Source organism: Hydrogenophaga sp. NFH-34 (assembly GCF_021401345.1).
Taxonomy (GTDB): domain Bacteria; phylum Pseudomonadota; class Gammaproteobacteria; order Burkholderiales; family Burkholderiaceae_C; genus Hydrogenophaga; species Hydrogenophaga electricum.
This window is the reverse complement of record NZ_JACBGE010000019.1, coordinates 37,195-53,994: the sequence shown is the minus strand read 5'-3', so window position 1 is coordinate 53,994 and position 16,800 is coordinate 37,195. Positions and strand designations below refer to the sequence as shown.

Sequence of the window (16,800 nt, the reverse complement as noted above, 5' to 3'; positions counted from 1 at the left end):
TTCGATGACATCCAAGACAGTCGCCGTGGTGGACTACGGCAGTGGCAACCTGCGCTCCGTGTCGCAGGCGGTGGCGCACGTGGCCGCCGCCGAGGGGTTTGTGGTGCAAGTCACTTCGGACCCGAATGTGGTGCGCGGCGCCGACCGCGTCGTGCTGCCCGGACAAGGCCACATGGGCGACTGCATGCGCGAGCTGGCCGCCTCCGGCCTTAAGGGCGCGGTGCTTCACGCGGCCGCGAACAAGCCTTTGTTCGGTGTGTGTGTGGGCATGCAGATGCTGCTGCAGCGCAGTGAAGAAGGGCCCACCGATGGCCTGGGCCTGTTCCCGGGCGAGGTGGTGCGCTTTCGGCTCGAAGGCCGGCTGCAGCCCGACGGTAGCCGCTTCAAGGTGCCGCAGATGGGGTGGAACCGTGTTCACCACGCCCTTGGGCGCGGGCCGGCGCACCCGGTGTGGGCCGGCGTGCCCGACGGTGCCTGGTTCTATTTCGTGCACAGCTATTACGCCCGCCCGGCAGAGCCCTCCCACACCACGGGAGAGACGGACTACGGTGGTCGGTTTGCGGCCGCCATCGCCCGCGATAATATTTTTGCCACCCAGTTCCACCCCGAAAAGAGCGCCGACCAGGGTCTGGCGCTCTACCGCAATTTCCTCCTCTGGAAACCCTGAGGACTTTCTGCCTTTCCTGGCTTCTTCATCATGCTGCTGATTCCCGCCATTGACCTCAAAGACGGCCAGTGCGTTCGCCTCAAGCAGGGCGACATGGATCAATCCACCGTATTCGGCGAAGACCCGGCCGCCATCGCCCGGCAATGGGTGGACAAGGGCGCGCGTCGCGTGCACCTGGTCGACCTCAACGGGGCATTCGCCGGCAAGCCCAAGAACGAGGCCGCCATCCGCGCCATCCTGCAGGAGGTGGGCGACGAGGTCGACGTGCAGCTGGGCGGCGGCATCCGCGACCTGGACACCATCGAGCGTTATCTCGATGCAGGCCTGCGTTACGTCATCATCGGCACGGCTGCGGTCAAGAACCCGGGCTTCCTGCAGGATGCCTGCACCGCTTTTGGCGGCCACATCATCGTCGGCCTCGATGCCAAGGATGGCAAGGTGGCGACCGATGGCTGGAGCAAGCTCACCGGCCACGAAGTGGTCGATCTGGCGCGCAAGTTCGAGGACTACGGCGTCGAAGGCATCATCTACACCGACATCGGCCGCGACGGCATGCTCACCGGCATCAACATCGACGCTACCGTGAAGCTGGCCCAGGCCCTGTCGATCCCGGTCATCGCGTCGGGTGGTCTGTCGAACATCGACGACATCCGCCGGCTCTGTGCGGTCGAGAGCGAGGGGGTCGAAGGCGTGATCTGCGGCCGCTCCATCTACAGCGGCGATCTGGACTTCGAAGCCGCGCAGCGGCTGGCCGACGAGCTCAACGGATGAAACCCGCCGGAGCCACCCCGGTGCATGAGCGGGTGGCCCTGCAGCAGCTCGCCTGCCACCGTCTGTACTGGCCCGGCGGTGATGCGGTCTGCGTGGCCGAACACGGTGCCCAGGTGCTGTCGTGGATGGCCGGGGGCAGCGAGCGTCTCTACCTCAGCCCACGTGCCGTGCTCGATGGCAGCGCGGCCATCCGCGGTGGCATTCCGGTGTGCTGGCCACAGTTTTCGGATCGGGGCCCGTTGCCACGCCATGGCTGGGTCCGCCAGGTGCCGTGGCGTTTCGCGCGGGCAGAACTCGGTGTGGCCGAGGCCAGCCTGCGCTTCGAAATCGACCCGGCGGCGTGCCGCCCGGCGGGTGTCGACTGGCAGCACCGGTGCCGGCTGGCGCTGACCGTGACGCTGTCATCGGGCTGTCTCACCGTTTCTTTGGCCATCCACAACGAAGGCCCTACGGTGCTCCCGTTCACCGGCGCATTGCACACCTATCTGGCGCTTGATGACGCCAACAGGGCTTCCGTTTCCGGCTGGCCGGACGGTGGCCGTGGTTGGGATTCGGTGCGTGGCGCGCCCTGTCCGGTGCTGCCGGCGCTGCCCCTGCAGGGTGAGATTGACCGTATCCTGCCCGCCGCCCCCGAGGGCCTGGGCGTGGACGATGGCACGAAGCGCCTAGCCGTCACCCAGGTGGGGTGGTCCGACACCGTGGTCTGGAATCCGGGGCCCGACAAGGCGGCGGCCATGGCCGATCTGCCCCCGGGTGGTGAGCGGCGTCTGGCTTGCGTGGAGGCCGCGCAGGCACTCGCTGTCGCCGAAGTGGCACCTGGCGCGACCTGGGTGGGCCACCAACGGCTGGTGCTGGCCTGAGTGGCCGGCTTTTTCAATCGCTGACACAAGGTTTTCCATGCTGGCGAAACGCATCATCCCCTGCCTGGACGTGACCGGCGGTCGCGTCGTCAAAGGCGTCAACTTCGTCGAACTGCGCGATGCCGGTGATCCGGTCGAGATCGCGGCGCGCTACAACGAGCAAGGTGCCGACGAACTCACGTTCCTGGACATCACCGCAACCAGCGATGGCCGCGATCTGATCCTGCACATCATTGAAGCGGTGGCCTCGCAGGTCTTCATCCCGCTGACGGTGGGGGGCGGTGTCCGCACGGTGGAAGACGTGCGCCGCCTGCTCAATGCCGGCGCCGACAAGACCAGCTTCAACTCGGCCGCCATCGCCAACCCGCAGGTGATTCGCGAGGCGTCCGACAAATATGGTGCCCAGTGCATCGTGGTGGCCATCGACGCCAAACGCCGTCAAGGGGATGACGTGGCAACGCGCGGCGAGGGCTGGGATGTCTACAGCCACGGCGGGCGCAAAAACACCGGACTGGATGCCGTGGCCTGGGCCCGGCAGATGGCCGAATTCGGTGCGGGCGAAATTCTGCTGACCAGCATGGACCGCGATGGCACCAAGTCGGGCTTCGATCTGGCGCTGACGCGGGCGGTGTCCGACGCGGTGAGCGTGCCCGTCATCGCTTCCGGCGGGGTGGGTGATCTCGACCATCTGGCCGACGGGGTGCAGCAGGGTGGCGCCGACGCGGTGCTGGCCGCCAGCATCTTCCACTATGGCGAATACACCGTGGCCCAGGCCAAGCAACGCATGGCCGAGAGAGGCATTCCCGTCAGGCTCTGAGCAGGCGGCTCAGGCGCCCGGTGGCGGGGCCAGCCGCTCCTGGCGCTCCAGCCGGTCTTCCAGTTCGCCGAGGCTGGCGCTCAGACCGTTGCTGGTCTGCTCGAACAGGCGGGCGAGTTCGGCGTGTGATCGCTCGATCTGCTGCTGCAGCGCGTTGGCTTGGGTCTGCTGCTGGTTCTCGAGATGCGCCACCTGCGACCGCAGATCGTCCCTCAGTTCGGCAATGCGGGAGGCCTCGGCCTTGTCGGCCAGTTGCCGCTGTTCGGCCGCCTCGCGGCTGATGCGGCGCACCTCCATCAGGTGGGTGGTCTGGTTGAACACCAGAGCCAGCAGAAAGACCACGAGCACCAGGGCCAGCAGGCCCAGCAGCACCAGACCCATCGGGGCCTGCACTTCGGTGACGGCGAAGTTCAGGGTGGTCGGCCGGAAGATCTCGTCCAGATTGAGGGCCACGAAACCTGCCACGAGCAGCAGGCAGGCAACGAGGATGAGGGTGCGGGCTTTCATGGGCGTCTCCGGAAATGCAAGGCCGGACCATGGTACCCCGAAGGCCCGCGGCGATGGGGGAGGACGCGTGATAGATTCACGGGATGAACTGGTTGGATGACGTGAAATGGGATGCGCAGGGCCTGGTGCCCGTGATCGCGCAGGAACAAGGCAGTGGCGACGTGCTCATGTTTGCCTGGATGAACCGCGAAGCGCTGCAGAAAACGGCCGAGCTCGGGCGGGCGGTGTACTTCAGCCGCTCGCGCAGCAAGCTCTGGTTCAAGGGCGAAGAGTCCGGGCACGTGCAGACCGTGCACGAAATCCGGCTCGACTGCGACAACGATGTGGTGCTGCTGAAGGTGACCCAGCTCGGGCACGAACCCGGTATTGCCTGCCATACCGGGCGGCACAGCTGTTTCTACAGCGTGCTGCGCGATGGCGCCTGGACGCCGGTGGACCCGGTGCTCAAGGATCCCGAATCCATCTACCAATGAACGCATGACTTCTACCGACTCGCTGGACCGCCTCGCTGCGGTCATCGAAAGCCGCAAGCCCGCCCATGGCGGTGACCCGGAGAAAAGCTATGTGGCGCGTCTGCTCCACAAAGGGCCGGATGCCTTTCTGAAAAAAATCGGTGAAGAGGCCACGGAATCGGTCATGGCCGCCAAGGACATTGACCACGGCGGCGATCCGCAAAAGCTGGTGAACGAAGTGGCCGATCTCTGGTTCCATTGCATGGTGGCGCTGGCCCATTACGGCAAGTCGCCAGCTGATGTGGTGGCCGAACTGGCGCGGCGCGAAGGCCTCAGTGGCCTGGAAGAAAAAGCGCTGCGCAAGGCACAAACCCGGGAGGCCGGGGAGTGAGCCAGCACCCTTTTCTGGAGAGATCGTGATGAACGACCCGCGTAATGTGATCGATGTGCAGGACAAGAGCGACGAGGCAGCAGAATCGCTGCGCACGATCGGCTGGGTGAGTTACCTGTTGCACCTGGTCGTGGCCATTGCGGCCGTCGTGCCGGGCGCCCAGGTGGGGATCGGTATTCTGCTGGTGGCCCTGGTCATCGATTTGGTCAAACAGTCCGACGCTGCGGGCACCTGGCAGGCCAGCCATTTTTCATGGCGGATCCGGTCGGTGCTGTGGGCGGGCATCCTGTACCTCGTCACCTTGCCATTGTGGCTGCTGTTTTTGCTGCCAGGCATGCTTGCCTGGGTGGTGATTTCCGTCTGGTTCCTCTACCGCATCGTCAAAGGCATGGTGCGGATGAACGCCGGGCAGGCCATGCCCGATTGATACCTCTTTTGTGCCCACCATGAGTGCCCACGACCCCGACTGCATTTTCTGCAAGATCATTGCTGGCCAGATCCCCTCGCGCAAGGTGCACGAGGACGACGAACTCTACGCCTTTCACGACATTGCGCCCTGGGCGCCCGTGCACTTCCTGATTGTGCCGAAGCAGCACATCCCTTCCATGGCGCAGCTGACGGTTGAGCACGAGCGCTTGCTGGGTCGGATCATGGTGCTGGCGCCCAAGCTGGCCATGGAGCAGGGCTGCAACCCGTATCCTGAAGGCGGGTTCCGCATCGTGTGCAACACCGGCACAGAAGGGGGGCAGGAAGTCCACCACCTGCACGTCCATGTCATGGGTGGCCCCCGCCCCTGGGCGCGCGGTTGAATCCGTGCGCGCTGAACTCCGGGGCGGCGCGTAGAATCCCAGCAACGGTACCCGTAGCTCGGGTACGACCTGAATCAAATATTGTTGGAGAGCGACATGGGTTCCTTTTCGATCTGGCATTGGTTGATCGTGCTGCTGATCGTGGTCATGGTGTTTGGCACCAAGAAGCTGAAGAACATCGGCTCCGATCTCGGCGGGGCGGTGAAGGGCTTCAAGGACGGGATGAAAGAAGGGGGTGCCGATGCACCACCGGCTGCCGGCCAGGTCACCCAGGACGCTTCGCGTGCCGACAAGGCCGCGATCGATGTCGAGGCCAAGCAAAAAAGCTGACCGAAAACGATGGCCTCCCTGCCGGGAGGCGATGGCGGTCTGGGCTTCTGATGCCGGGCTGCGGCTTTCCCACGGGTAATCTTGCATGATTGATCTGGGCATTTCCAAGCTCGCGCTTATTGGCGCAGTGGCGCTGATCGTCATCGGCCCCGAAAAGCTTCCGCGCGTGGCCCGCACTGTGGGGACCTTGCTGGGCAAGGCACAGCGGTATGTGGCCGACGTCAAGGCCGAAGTCAATCGGTCGATGGAACTTGACGAGCTGCGCAAGATGAAAGAGTCGGTCGAAAGCGCGGCCCGCGACGTCGAGACTTCGGTCGGCAGTGGCGTCAATGATTTTGAAAAATCGTGGTCGGAAGCGACGGCTGGGCTGGATGGTCAGGCTTCTTCCGGCATGGACGACGCCCTGAGCGCGTTGGGCGCGCCGGTCTACCCGGCCTACAAGCACCCCGGCAAAAACTGGCGCATCAAACAGACCGCCATGCCCCAGTGGTACAAGGCCCGTTCTGGCGTGCGCACGCGCGCCCTGTCTGGTGCGGCTCGTGTGGCGCGCTATCGCCCACGCTCATCTTCTGCGTCCCGCTGATGTCCGACTCCAAAGACCCCGCCGACGAACTGGCCGGCACCGAGCAGCCCTTTGTCCAGCACCTGATGGAGTTGCGTGATCGCCTGCTCTACGGCATGGCGGGATTGGGCATTTGCATGGCATTGCTGGCGATCTGGCCAGGGCCCAGTGGTCTGATCGATCTGATCGCCGTGCCCATCCTGTCGCACATGCCTGCCGGCACGGAGAAATTGATCGCGGTGGGCGTGTTCTCGCCGTTCTTTGTGCCCCTCAAGGTGTTGGCCATGGCGGCTTTGCTGATGTCGCTGCCCTGGTGGATGTACCAGATATGGGCGTTTGTGGCGCCAGGCCTGTACAGCCATGAGAAGCGCTTTGCCGTGCCTCTGATCATCGTGGGCAGCCTGCTGGCTTACATGGGCATCGCCTTTGTGCAGTTTTTTGTCCTGGACAAGATGTTCGGCTTCATTCAGCAGTTCACGCCCAAAAGCGTGGCGGCCACGCCAGACATCGCTTCCTATGTCGAGGCCATTCTGTCGCTGTACCTCGCCTTTGGCCTGGCTTTCCAGGTGCCGATCGTGGTGGTGCTGCTGGTCAAGATGGATCTGGTCACCGTGGAAAAGCTCAAGGAATTCCGGGGTTATTTTGTCGTGCTGGCCTTCATCATCGCGGCGGTGGTCACGCCGCCCGATGTGATTTCCCAGCTGGCGCTGGCCGTTCCCATGTGCCTGCTGTACGAGCTGGGCATCTGGGGTTCGCAGTGGTTTGTCCGGAGCACCCAGGCACCGGCCACGCCCGAAGATTCAGCTTCCTAAGGCGTCGCAGGCGGTGCGGTGGCAAGAGCCACAACACCGCTCCTCCCCAAAGCTTCAGCGCTGGCCGTTGGTTTGCCGGGGCAGATTGCGCCTACCCGGGACCACTTGCAGGTGCTGCGCGCCTTCTTTGCGGACCACCTCCAGAGATGCCGGCTGACCCGGCGGAAGGGCCGCGACTGCCGACAGCAGCTGGGCGACGTTGTTGACCGACTTGCCTGCCACCTGGGTGATGACGTCTCCCGGGCGGAGGCCGGCCTGTGCGGCAGGGCCGTTCTGGAGCACGCCCGTGATGATGACGCCGGTACCCGGCGGCACACCGAAGTTCTCGGCAAGTTCGGAAGTGAGGTCCTGGGGTTCCACGCCGATCCATCCCCGGGTGACTTGGCCGTCCCGCACGATGGCCTCCATGACGCTGCGGGCGGTGGAGGTGGGGATGGCAAACCCAATGCCCATTGATCCGCCTGAGCGGGAATAAATGGCCGTATTGATGCCCATCAGGTGGCCGTTGGTGTCTACCAGTGCGCCACCGGAGTTGCCGGGGTTGATGGCCGCGTCGGTCTGGATGAAGTTCTCAAAGGTGTTGATGCCCAGTTGCGTGCGTCCCAGGGCGCTGACGATGCCGCTGGTGACGGTCTGCCCCACACCAAAGGGGTTGCCGATGGCCAGGACAGCATCGCCGATGGCCAGTGCGTCCGAATCACCCAGCGTGATCACGGGCAGCGATTGAAGGTCGACCTTGAGCACGGCCAGGTCGGTGTCCGGGTCGGTACCGATGACCTGGGCGGGACTGCGTCGGCCGTCATTGAGCAGAACCTCGATCTGGTCGGCTTCCTCGATCACATGGTTATTGGTGAGGATGTAGCCGGCGGGACTGACGATGACGCCTGAACCGAGGCCGCTTTGCCGCTGGGATTGGCCCTGGTCGCCAAAAAAGAAACGAAACCAGGGGTCAGAGGCCTGAGGATTGGTTTCCGTGGCTTTGCTGGTGTTGATGCTGACCACGGCGGGCGAAGCGGCCTGGGCTGCCGAGCGGAATCCCGCCGTCGTGGCCTGGGCGCCATCTCCCGGAGGGGTCGAAGACTCCAGAACCGGCACGATCATGGGCAGAGAGGGCTTGCGGTTGAGCCATTCGGGCCGCAAGGTGGCGACCACAAAATAAGCTGCCAGCAGCACGGTGACGGATTGGGCGAAGACCAGCCAGAGTCGTTTCATGAGAAGCGCAGCAAAGTTCTGTTGGCGAAGAGACGCAAACGTGATGCGCATTGTCCTGCATCTGCATTCTGTTTCACGGGTTCATGCGAATTGATGCAGATCAACGCACCTGAACAGGGCATGGCTTGCAATGGTGCTCCCCTCAGTATCTCTAAGGAGAGAAGACGATGAAAGCATTGGTGGATCTGTTCTCGACCGACTACGGCCTCTTCAGCATTGCCGGCATCATTTTCATGATCGGTATGGCAATCTGGTTCATCCGATTTTTTCTGCGCAAGGTGAATGAGGCGCCGCGCAGCGAGGGGTAAGGTTCCGACGCGGGCGAGTGCGTCCCGCACGCTGTCAGAATGCGGGCATGCAAGCACCCGCTGATCGCACGCTTTTGTTGCAAACCCTCGATACGCTGCTGCAGCCAGCCCAGTTTCGCGACTACGGTCCCAACGGCCTCCAGGTCGAGGGCCGGGCTCGGATCAGGAAGCTGGTGTCTGGTGTGACGGCCAGTCTGGCACTGATCGATGCCGCTATCGCCGAAGGGGCCGACGCCATTCTGGTGCACCATGGCCTTTTCTGGCGGGGGCAAGATGGCCGGGTCGTCGGGTGGATGAAACAACGCCTGTCCCGTCTATTGGCGCACGACATCAGTTTGTTCGCCTATCACCTTCCGCTGGATGCCCACCCCACGCTCGGAAACAATGCCCAACTGGCCGCCCGGTTGGGTCTGGAGCGGTTCGGTGGCTTGGAGGGCTGCTTCGGGGACCAGGCGCTGGGCTGGTTGGGGTGCACCGCTCCCGTCACCGCGCAGGCCTTGGCGGATCGGATCGAAGGCTCTTTGGGACGTGCGGTGACTTTGGTGGCCAATGAGGCCAGCCGGCCGGTGGAGCGGGTGGCGCTCTGCACCGGCGGTGCGCAAGGCTACTTCGAGGCGGCGATTGCGGCCGGCGCAGACCTGTTCATCACGGGCGAAATATCCGAGCCACAAGCCCACTACGCTCGCGAAAGCGGCGTGGCCTACGTCGCCTGCGGCCATCACGCTTCGGAGCGCTATGGGGCGCCGGCGGTGGGCGCGCATGTGGCCGGGGAGCTCGGCATGGAGCATGTGTTCATCGATATTCCCAATCCTGCCTGAAGGGGTTGCGCATGCAGTCCGAACGCCCTTCCCGCCCCATCGTCCTCACCATGGGCGATCCGGCCGGTGTGGGGCCGGAAATCATTGCCAAGGCCTTGATGCAACGGCCGGAATGGGGTCAGCGTGTTCTGGTGGCGGGCGATGTGCCCTCGCTGAAGCGGGCGCAGGCCTTGCTGGGGGCTGGGCCGGAATGGGTGGAGGTGTCCGATCTGAATGCGTGGCTGCATGTGCCGGTAGGGGCTCCGGTGGTGATACAGGCATGCGCTTTGCATGAGCCTGTGTCCTGGGGGGGGATTTCTGCCTCTGCGGGGCGGGCTGCAGCGGATTGCATCGCCTGGGGTGCAACGGCGGTGCTGGCCGGGCGGGCGAGGGCTTTGGTGACCGCGCCCATCCACAAAGAGGCCTTGCATGCGGCAGGTGTTCCTTATCCCGGGCACACGGAAATGCTGCAGGCGCTGTCAGCGGCTTATGCGGGGGTCTCGTCGGATCGTATGCCGGTTCGCATGATGCTCAGCGCGCCAGGGCTGCGTACTGTGCTGGTGAGCATCCATGTGGCGTTGCGGGAGGCCATAGCGGCGGTGACGTTCGATCAGGTGTTGGAGACGTTGCGCATTACGGCCGACTATTTTGCGCGCCATGGTCTGCCGCAGGCACGCATTGCGGTGGCTGGACTGAACCCCCACGCCGGAGAGGGGGGGCTGTTCGGACGAGAGGAACTGGAAGTGATTGCGCCAGCAATCGCGGCTGGCAGGGATCGCGGCTGGAACGTGTCAGGTCCGTATGCACCTGATACGGTGTTCATGCGGGCCCGGCAAGGGGCGTTCGATGCCGTGGTGGCGATGTACCACGACCAAGGGCTCATTCCGGTCAAGCTGATGGGGTTGGAGCACGGCGTCAACACCACGTTGGGCCTGCCTCTGATTCGCACCAGCCCTGATCACGGTACGGCCTTCGATCTGGCAGGGACAGGTCAAGCCAGTGCGGCGAGCCTTTTGGCTGCGCTTGACGAAGCCTGGCAGACCGCTGCCCGGTCGCCTGGGCCTGGCGAGCTCTGAGGCAGTCGCAAAAAAAGCTGCCGACTCCGGCAGCGGCCATGGATGTCCGAGGGGTTTATTTGCGCAGGCTATCGCGGATGTCTCGCAGCAACTGCACCTCCTCCGTCGGGCCTGCTGGCGGCGGCGGAGGGGTCTCGCGCTTGAGGCGGTTGACCTGCTTGACCATCACGAAGATGACAAACGCCAGGATGATGAAGTTGAGTGCGATGGTGATGAAGTTGCCGTAGGCGAGCACTGCGCCAGCTTCCTTGGCCTTGGCCAAAGGCAAGCCCGCAGCCTGTCCCGCCAGAGGGACGTAGTAGCTGGAAAAATCCAGCCCGCCAAAAATCTTGCTGACCACCGGCATGATCACGTCATCCACCAGAGAGCTGACGATCTTGCCAAACGCCCCCCCAATGATGACGCCAACTGCCAAGTCCATCACATTGCCCTTCAGGGCGAATTCTTTGAATTCACTCGCTATGCTCATCATCGCGCTCCGCGGCGAGGGCTGCACCGTGCAGCCCTCTTGTTTTCATTTTCTCACAGAGCACCTTGGTATTAACGGAGGGGCTCTTTTGCCGAAGGCAAGGGGCTGACCCTGGCTGGTGCTGTGTCCCGAAAGGTTCGGGAGGCGGTTTTGGGCTTCGGTACAATGCAATGTTGACCTTGGTATTGCCCCGTTTCGAAACGTCATTGAAAGTTCCCCATGAGTGAAGCAACCGTCGATGCGACTGTGGACAGCAGTCGCCGAACCTGGCTGATCACTTCCTGCGCCATGGGTGGCGTGGGAGCCGCAGCCGTTGCCGTGCCTTTCGTGAGCACCTTCCAGCCGTCGGAGCGGGCCAAGGCCGCTGGCGCTGCGGTCGAGGTCGATATTTCGGCCGTCCAGCCTGGCGAGAAAATCGTTGTGGAGTGGCGAGGCAAGCCAGTGTGGATCATGAAGCGCACGGCCGAGCAGCTCAAGTCGCTGGAAGAGGACGAGGCGCAACTGGCCGACCCGAATTCCGATCGCAAGGCGTATCCCACGCCGGAGTACGCCAAGAACCGCCACCGCTCCATCAAGCCCGAGGTGTTTGTGGGCGTGGGCATCTGTTCGCACCTGGGGTGTTCGCCTATCGACAAGTTCGCCGTTGGTGCGCAGCCTTCGTTGCCTGAAGACTGGAAGGGCGGTTTCCTCTGCCCTTGCCATGGTTCCACTTTCGACCTGGCGGGCCGGGTGTTCAAGAACAAGCCGGCTCCGGACAATCTGGAAGTGCCGCCGCACTACTACGTGTCGGACACGGTGCTGCTCATCGGCGAAGACAAGAAGGCCTGACAGGCCCTGGCGCACCGACCAACAGAGGCTGACATGGCTGAATTCAAAGAACTCCCCCCCGATGCTCCCGCTGGCCAGAAGGTCGTGAACTGGTTCGAGAACCGGTTTCCTACCGCTTTCTCGGCTTACCGCGTTCACATGTCGGAGTACTATGCTCCGAAGAACTTCAACTTCTGGTACATCTTCGGTTCGCTGGCGTTGCTGGTGCTCGTGATCCAGATCGTCACTGGCATTTTTCTGGTGATGCACTACAAGCCCGACGCCAACCTGGCGTTTGCCTCTGTCGAGTACATCATGCGCGATGTGCCCTGGGGCTGGCTGATTCGCTACATGCACTCCACCGGGGCATCGGCCTTCTTTGTGGTGGTGTATCTGCACATGTACCGTGGCCTGATCTACGGCTCCTACCGCAAGCCGCGTGAGTTGGTCTGGGTTTTCGGTTGTGCCATCTTCCTGGCACTGATGGCCGAGGCCTTCATGGGTTATCTGCTTCCCTGGGGCCAGATGTCCTACTGGGGCGCGCAGGTGATCGTGAACCTGTTTTCCGCCATCCCCTTTGTCGGCCCTGATCTGGCCATCCTGATCCGTGGCGACTTCGTGGTGGGCGATGCCACGCTCAACCGCTTCTTCAGCTTCCACGTGATTGCTGTGCCCCTGGTTTTGCTGGGTCTGGTGGTGGCGCACTTGCTGGCGCTGCACGATGTGGGTTCCAACAATCCGGATGGTGTGGAAATCAAGGCCGGTCCGAAGGGCAACCGCTGGTCCAAGGATGCACCGGCCGATGGCGTGCCGTTCCATCCCTACTACACCGTGCACGATGTGTTTGGTGTGGCTGTGTTCCTGATGGTGTTCTCGGCCATCGTGTTCTTCGCGCCTGAGTTTGGCGGCTACTTCTTGGAGTACAACAACTTCATCCCGGCCGATCCGCTGAAGACCCCGCCGCATATTGCACCGGTCTGGTACTTCACACCGTTCTACTCCATGCTGCGTGCGATAACGACCGAAATGATGTACGCCCTCATGGCTTGTGTGTTGGCTGGCGCCGTTCTGGGCGTCGTCAAGACCAAGCTCGGCGGTTTGGCCAAGGGCGTGGTTGTCGGCGCTGCGCTGGTGCTGATTGCCCTGATGTGGGCGATCGATGCCAAGTTCTGGGGTGTGGTGGCCATGGGTGGTGCGGTCATCATCCTCTTCTTCCTCCCTTGGCTGGACCACAGCCCGGTCAAGTCGATCCGCTACCGTCCGAGCTGGAACAAATGGCTCTACGCCGTCTTCGTGATCAATTTCCTGATCCTCGGCTACCTGGGTATTTTGCCGCCGTCGCCTATCGGTGAGCGTGTGTCCCAGGTGGGTACGCTGTTCTATTTCGGCTTCTTCCTGCTGATGCCCTGGTGGTCGCGTCTGGGTGAATTCAAGCCCGTGCCCGCGCGCGTGAACTTCACGGCCCATTGAGTCAAAAGTCCCAGCGGAGAAATATCCCCATGAAAAAGATGCTTCTGGGCTTTGTGCTCACCTTGGGTCTTGCCGGTGCCGCGCAGGCTGCGGGTGGTGGCTTCCCGATCGACAAGGCTCCCAACCGAACCAACGACATGGCGGCGCTGCAAAACGGCGCCAAGATCTTTGTCAATTACTGCCTGAGCTGCCATTCCGCGGCGTTCATGCGCTTCAACCGCTTGCGCGATATTGGGCTGGATGACAAGCAGATTGCTGAAAACCTGACCTTCACTACCGACAAGATCGGTGAGACGATGAAGGCGGCTATTGATCCCAAGCAGGCCAAGGAGTGGTTCGGCGCCAACCCGCCCGACCTGACGGTGATCGCACGGTCGCGTTCGGGCCCGGGCTACACCGGTGCCGACTACATTTACACCTTGCTGCGGACTTACTACCGCGATGACACCAAGGCGACCGGCTGGAACAACATGGTGTTCCCCAGCATCGGCATGCCCAACCCACTTTGGGAGCTGCAGGGCGAGCGCGCCCCGGTTCAGGAAAAAGTGGGGAGCCATGGCCATGAGGTCGACGTTCTCAAGGGCTGGCAAGATGTAAAGCCTGGCAAGATGACGCAGGCCGAGTTCGATCAGAACGTAGGCGATCTGGTGGCGTACCTGCAGTGGATGGGGGAGCCGGCCCAGAACAGCCGTGTGCGCATCGGCGTCTGGGTCATGATCTTCCTGGCGGCCTTTGCCCTTGTGGCTTGGCGCCTGAACGCAGCGTTCTGGAAAGACGTCAAGTAATTTTCCTCTGGAGCCGGCCTGCCGCCGTCAAGGCGTCGGGGTTGGCTGCCCACAGTGGCAGGGCCGTGTCGAGCAAATGCTCTCCAGGTCCTCCACTGTTTTTTGCATTAAGGAGTCTCTCACATGATGGTCTTGTACTCGGGCACCACCTGCCCTTACTCCCACCGTTGCCGCTTCGTGCTGTTCGAGAAGGGCATGGATTTCGAGATCCGCGATGTGGATCTGTACAACAAGCCCGAAGACATCAGCGTGATGAATCCTTACGGGCAGGTGCCGATTCTGGTCGAACGTGATCTCATCCTGTACGAGTCGAACATCATCAACGAGTACATCGACGAGCGCTTTCCGCATCCTCAGCTGATGCCGGGCGACCCGGTGGACCGTGCGCGCGTGCGCCTCTTTCTGCTGAACTTCGAGAAAGAGCTGTTCACCCATGTGTCCGTGCTGGAATCGCGTGCAGCGAAGGGCAATGACAAGGCGCTGGAAAAAGCGCGAGCGCATATCCGTGACCGTCTGACCCAACTGGCGCCGGTGTTCCTGAAGAACAAGTACATGCTGGGTGACAACTTCTCGATGCTGGACGTGGCCATTGCGCCGCTGCTGTGGCGCCTCGATTTCTATGGCATCGAGTTGAGCAAGAATGCGGCGCCGTTGCTGAAGTACGCGGAGCGCATTTTTTCCCGTCCGGCTTACATCGAGGCGCTCACGCCCTCGGAAAAGGTCATGCGCAAGTAACAAGGTTGTGGCACCCGGCCAATCTGGGTGCCCATCTGATGGATTCCATGAGTCTGAGTCAACAGGAACTCCCTTCTACGCGTCCCTATCTGCTGCGTGCGCTGCACGAGTGGTGCACCGATCACGGGTTTTCTCCGTACATCGCTGTACAGGTCGATGCGTCGGTGCAGGTTCCGCAGGAATACGTGAAAAACGGCGAGATCGTTTTGAACGTGAGTTTTGACGCCACCAACGGCTTGCGTCTGGGCAACGATTACATCGAGTTCAAGGCGCGATTCGGAGGGGTTGCCCGCGAGATCATCATTCCCGTGGGCCATGTGATCGCCATCTACGCCCGTGAGAACGGGCAAGGCATGGCCTTTCCTCCGCCGGCTGTCTCCGAGGTCCTGCCCACAGCGGCGGCCGATGCGGAGCGGACGCCCTTGCGTGCGGTTCCCAGTGATGAAGGGGCGGTGTCGGATGAGGCTGGTGAGCTACCACCGGATGGCCCGACTTCGGGTGGTGGCGGGCGATCGCACCTCAAGCGCGTCAAGTAGAATTCTTAACCTCGGAAACGGGGTTGTGGCCGCTTTAGCTCAGTTGGTAGAGCACTCGCCTTGTAAGCGATAGGTCGTCTGTTCGAGTCAGACAAGCGGCACCACGGTCTGCCCACCGAGCGTTGAGATGCGGCGGGAGTCAATTTCCCGTTCCGTGGGGCCTCACTCACCGCGATGCCGCTTGGATTTTGATGCGGATCGAGGTAACCTTTGCCCCCTTTTGGTTCAGTTCCTGCTGGATGGCGGGGACAAGCTGTCTCAGTTTGGATGCGGCGGTGGCATTGCCGACCAACAGACACCAGTCGTCGTCTTGCAGGGGCCCCGCTTTGACATGGCGCCGCAAGGGTGCGGGAATCAGCTGCTGGATCATGGTCAAGTGGCGGCTGGATTCCTGGATTCGTTGCTGAAGGCTGGCCAGGGTCGGAGCGTGGGTGACGGCTTCTTCGAGGCTCACCATGCCGCTGCGACGAGGTGTTGCGTTCATGGGCAGCAAGTGCGGTCGTTGGGAAAGGTTCAAGCGTGCACATCATTATCACGGATGCTTGGTTGGCTCAGAGCCGGGCTCTGCATCTCAATGGGTGGAAATTGCTGGGTGCTGCAGCGTTGGGCTCTCTGATGTTGATGCTCGGAGCGGTCGCGGCATACCACTGGGTTTTTCTGGAAGGGGTGCGCAAAGGCTGGCCGGGTTTTGCTTCGGTGGCGCGTATCGTGACGCAGGGGGAGCTCGATGCCCGGTCGCTGTATATGCGAGAAAACCTGGACGTGATGGCGCGCCGGCTGGGTGAAATGCAGGCCCGCATGATGCAGATCGAGTCGCTGGGGGAGCGAGTGGCCGGTTTGGCGGGCTTGAATCCGGCGGACTTCAAGACCTTGCCCGGAGCTGGCGGCATGCTGATCGGCGAGCGCGCGCTGACCGTGGACGAACTCGGACAGGCGATGGATCAACTGGATGTGTCGAGCGGCTCCCGTATTGACTGGCTGACAGCGGTGGAGTCGCGGCTGTTTGACCAGAAGATCCAGCGCAGTCTGGTGCCCACACAGGAACCCGTGACGGGGGGGCGTGTCGGTTCTCCGTTCGGATTCCGGATCGACCCCTTCACGGGGCGTTCGGCGCTGCACACCGGCCTTGATTTCCCCTCGGACGTCGGGACGCCGATCTTGGCCGCTGCCGGCGGCGTGGTGGTGGTGCAGGAGTACCACCCGGCTTACGGGAACATGGTGGAGATCGACCATGGCAACAACCTGATTACCCGCTATGCCCACACCTCGAAGGTACACGTCAAAAAAGGTGATCTGGTCAAGAGGGGTCAGCGAATTGCGGACGTGGGGTCCACGGGCCGTTCCACCGGCCCGCACCTCCATTTTGAGGTGTGGGTTTCGGGGGTTCCGCAGGATCCGCGCCGTTTTCTGGATGCGGGGGAAAACATGGCGGCAGCCGAAGTGTCCAGCAAGGCGTCGGTGGTCCGGCGTTGACCTCGTGGGCGAGCAGCAGGAGCGGCAGCTAAAATGCCTGTTTGCTCTTGAATATCTTGCGTCGGCGGGCATCTGAGTCGTTTCTGGCTTTCCGACAGCCCTTTTCGGGACTTCCGATCTTTCTTGCCCTGGCAGCGCGCATTCGGTGCGCCTG

General features: G+C 62.6%; 24 protein-coding genes and 1 tRNA gene. 21 read left to right on the top strand and 4 right to left on the bottom strand.

What is annotated here, in order from left to right; all coding sequences use genetic code 11:
- Nucleotides 1-4 precede the first annotated feature (4 nt).
- The 4 genes from hisH to hisF are packed head-to-tail and all read left to right on the top strand — an operon-like array spanning nt 5 to nt 3,115.
- The gene (hisH, locus tag L0977_RS17790; protein ID WP_234266196.1) at nt 5-667 is read left to right on the top strand and encodes an imidazole glycerol phosphate synthase subunit HisH; all 663 of its coding nucleotides are present in this window, start codon (nt 5-7) and stop codon (nt 665-667) included.
- 30 nt (nt 668-697) lie between these two features.
- Nucleotides 698-1,438 carry a 1-(5-phosphoribosyl)-5-[(5-phosphoribosylamino)methylideneamino]imidazole-4-carboxamide isomerase gene (hisA, locus tag L0977_RS17785; RefSeq protein WP_234266195.1) on the top strand — a complete coding sequence of 247 codons (741 nt, stop codon included), beginning with the start codon at nt 698-700 and terminating at the stop codon, nt 1,436-1,438.
- Nucleotides 1,435-2,298, top strand: coding sequence for a D-hexose-6-phosphate mutarotase (locus L0977_RS17780; protein ID WP_234266194.1), 864 nt, complete (start codon nt 1,435-1,437; stop codon nt 2,296-2,298). Before hisA ends, L0977_RS17780 begins: the two co-directional genes overlap by 4 nt.
- Before the next feature lie 37 nt (nt 2,299-2,335).
- Nucleotides 2,336-3,115, top strand: a complete 780-nt coding sequence (gene hisF / locus L0977_RS17775) for an imidazole glycerol phosphate synthase subunit HisF (RefSeq protein ID WP_234266193.1) — start codon at nt 2,336-2,338, stop codon at nt 3,113-3,115.
- Nucleotides 3,116-3,124: 9 nt separating this feature from the next.
- Here hisF and L0977_RS17770 read toward each other — a convergent pair whose 3' ends face one another.
- Nucleotides 3,125-3,622 (bottom strand): hypothetical protein, encoded by a 498-nt coding sequence (locus L0977_RS17770; RefSeq protein ID WP_234266192.1) that lies wholly within the window; start codon nt 3,620-3,622, stop codon nt 3,125-3,127.
- 74 nt (nt 3,623-3,696) lie between these two features.
- Here L0977_RS17770 and hisI point away from each other — a divergent pair, with 74 nt between their 5' ends.
- The 7 genes from hisI (at nt 3,697) to tatC (ending at nt 6,978) form a co-directional block, all read left to right on the top strand.
- Nucleotides 3,697-4,095 (top strand): phosphoribosyl-AMP cyclohydrolase, encoded by a 399-nt coding sequence (gene hisI, locus L0977_RS17765; protein ID WP_234266259.1) that lies wholly within the window; start codon nt 3,697-3,699, stop codon nt 4,093-4,095.
- A 4-nt stretch (nt 4,096-4,099) separates the two neighbouring features.
- The gene (locus L0977_RS17760) at nt 4,100-4,465 is read left to right on the top strand and encodes a phosphoribosyl-ATP diphosphatase (RefSeq protein ID WP_234266191.1); all 366 of its coding nucleotides are present in this window, start codon (nt 4,100-4,102) and stop codon (nt 4,463-4,465) included.
- 28 nt (nt 4,466-4,493) lie between these two features.
- Complete coding sequence (locus L0977_RS17755) at nt 4,494-4,892, top strand: DUF4870 family protein (protein WP_234266258.1); 399 nt, start codon at nt 4,494-4,496, stop codon at nt 4,890-4,892.
- 19 nt (nt 4,893-4,911) lie between these two features.
- Nucleotides 4,912-5,274 (top strand): histidine triad nucleotide-binding protein, encoded by a 363-nt coding sequence (locus tag L0977_RS17750; RefSeq protein WP_234266190.1) that lies wholly within the window; start codon nt 4,912-4,914, stop codon nt 5,272-5,274.
- 96 nt (nt 5,275-5,370) lie between these two features.
- Entirely contained in the window at nt 5,371-5,604 is a 234-nt protein-coding gene (tatA, locus tag L0977_RS17745) for a Sec-independent protein translocase subunit TatA (protein WP_234266189.1), read from the top strand.
- Nucleotides 5,605-5,689: 85 nt separating this feature from the next.
- On the top strand, nt 5,690-6,187 hold the full coding sequence (gene tatB, locus L0977_RS17740; protein WP_234266188.1) for a Sec-independent protein translocase protein TatB: 498 nt from the start codon (nt 5,690-5,692) through the stop codon (nt 6,185-6,187).
- Nucleotides 6,187-6,978, top strand: coding sequence for a twin-arginine translocase subunit TatC (gene tatC / locus L0977_RS17735; RefSeq protein ID WP_234266187.1), 792 nt, complete (start codon nt 6,187-6,189; stop codon nt 6,976-6,978). The genes tatB and tatC overlap by 1 nt, the downstream gene beginning before the upstream one ends.
- A 54-nt stretch (nt 6,979-7,032) precedes the next feature.
- Here the strand turns inward: tatC and L0977_RS17730 are convergent, their stop codons facing one another.
- Nucleotides 7,033-8,190, bottom strand: a complete 1,158-nt coding sequence (locus L0977_RS17730; protein ID WP_234266186.1) for a Do family serine endopeptidase — start codon at nt 8,188-8,190, stop codon at nt 7,033-7,035.
- Nucleotides 8,191-8,357: 167 nt separating this feature from the next.
- Between L0977_RS17730 and L0977_RS17725 the strand changes: the two genes are divergently transcribed.
- The 3 genes from L0977_RS17725 to pdxA are packed head-to-tail and all read left to right on the top strand — an operon-like array spanning nt 8,358 to nt 10,371.
- Entirely contained in the window at nt 8,358-8,498 is a 141-nt protein-coding gene (locus L0977_RS17725; RefSeq protein WP_234266185.1) for a DUF3149 domain-containing protein, read from the top strand.
- Between the two features lie 47 nt (nt 8,499-8,545).
- Complete coding sequence (locus L0977_RS17720; protein WP_234266184.1) at nt 8,546-9,316, top strand: Nif3-like dinuclear metal center hexameric protein; 771 nt, start codon at nt 8,546-8,548, stop codon at nt 9,314-9,316.
- A gap of 11 nt (nt 9,317-9,327) precedes the next feature.
- Nucleotides 9,328-10,371, top strand: coding sequence for a 4-hydroxythreonine-4-phosphate dehydrogenase PdxA (gene pdxA, locus L0977_RS17715; RefSeq protein ID WP_234266183.1), 1,044 nt, complete (start codon nt 9,328-9,330; stop codon nt 10,369-10,371).
- Between the two features lie 55 nt (nt 10,372-10,426).
- Here pdxA and mscL read toward each other — a convergent pair whose 3' ends face one another.
- Entirely contained in the window at nt 10,427-10,840 is a 414-nt protein-coding gene (mscL, locus tag L0977_RS17710; RefSeq protein WP_234266257.1) for a large conductance mechanosensitive channel protein MscL, read from the bottom strand.
- A gap of 219 nt (nt 10,841-11,059) precedes the next feature.
- Between mscL and petA the strand changes: the two genes are divergently transcribed.
- From petA to L0977_RS17680, 6 genes are all read left to right on the top strand, one after another.
- A complete protein-coding gene (gene petA / locus L0977_RS17705) occupies nt 11,060-11,668 on the top strand; it encodes a ubiquinol-cytochrome c reductase iron-sulfur subunit (protein WP_234266182.1) in 609 nt (202 codons plus the stop codon).
- A 33-nt stretch (nt 11,669-11,701) separates the two neighbouring features.
- Nucleotides 11,702-13,117 carry a cytochrome b N-terminal domain-containing protein gene (locus L0977_RS17700; protein ID WP_234266181.1) on the top strand — a complete coding sequence of 472 codons (1,416 nt, stop codon included), beginning with the start codon at nt 11,702-11,704 and terminating at the stop codon, nt 13,115-13,117.
- A gap of 29 nt (nt 13,118-13,146) precedes the next feature.
- Nucleotides 13,147-13,902 carry a cytochrome c1 gene (locus L0977_RS17695; protein ID WP_234266180.1) on the top strand — a complete coding sequence of 252 codons (756 nt, stop codon included), beginning with the start codon at nt 13,147-13,149 and terminating at the stop codon, nt 13,900-13,902.
- A 123-nt stretch (nt 13,903-14,025) separates the two neighbouring features.
- Complete coding sequence (locus tag L0977_RS17690; protein WP_234266179.1) at nt 14,026-14,637, top strand: glutathione S-transferase N-terminal domain-containing protein; 612 nt, start codon at nt 14,026-14,028, stop codon at nt 14,635-14,637.
- 47 nt (nt 14,638-14,684) lie between these two features.
- Nucleotides 14,685-15,173: a ClpXP protease specificity-enhancing factor gene (locus tag L0977_RS17685; protein WP_234266178.1), complete on the top strand. Its 489-nt coding sequence runs from the start codon at nt 14,685-14,687 to the stop codon at nt 15,171-15,173.
- A 28-nt stretch (nt 15,174-15,201) separates the two neighbouring features.
- Nucleotides 15,202-15,277: transfer RNA gene (locus tag L0977_RS17680), tRNA-Thr, on the top strand.
- 62 nt (nt 15,278-15,339) lie between these two features.
- Here L0977_RS17680 and L0977_RS17675 read toward each other — a convergent pair.
- On the bottom strand, nt 15,340-15,690 hold the full coding sequence (locus tag L0977_RS17675) for a DciA family protein (RefSeq protein WP_234266177.1): 351 nt from the start codon (nt 15,688-15,690) through the stop codon (nt 15,340-15,342).
- Between the two features lie 2 nt (nt 15,691-15,692).
- Here L0977_RS17675 and L0977_RS17670 point away from each other — a divergent pair, with 2 nt between their 5' ends.
- Entirely contained in the window at nt 15,693-16,646 is a 954-nt protein-coding gene (locus tag L0977_RS17670) for a M23 family metallopeptidase (protein WP_234266176.1), read from the top strand.
- The last annotated feature ends 154 nt before the right edge of the window (nt 16,647-16,800 follow it).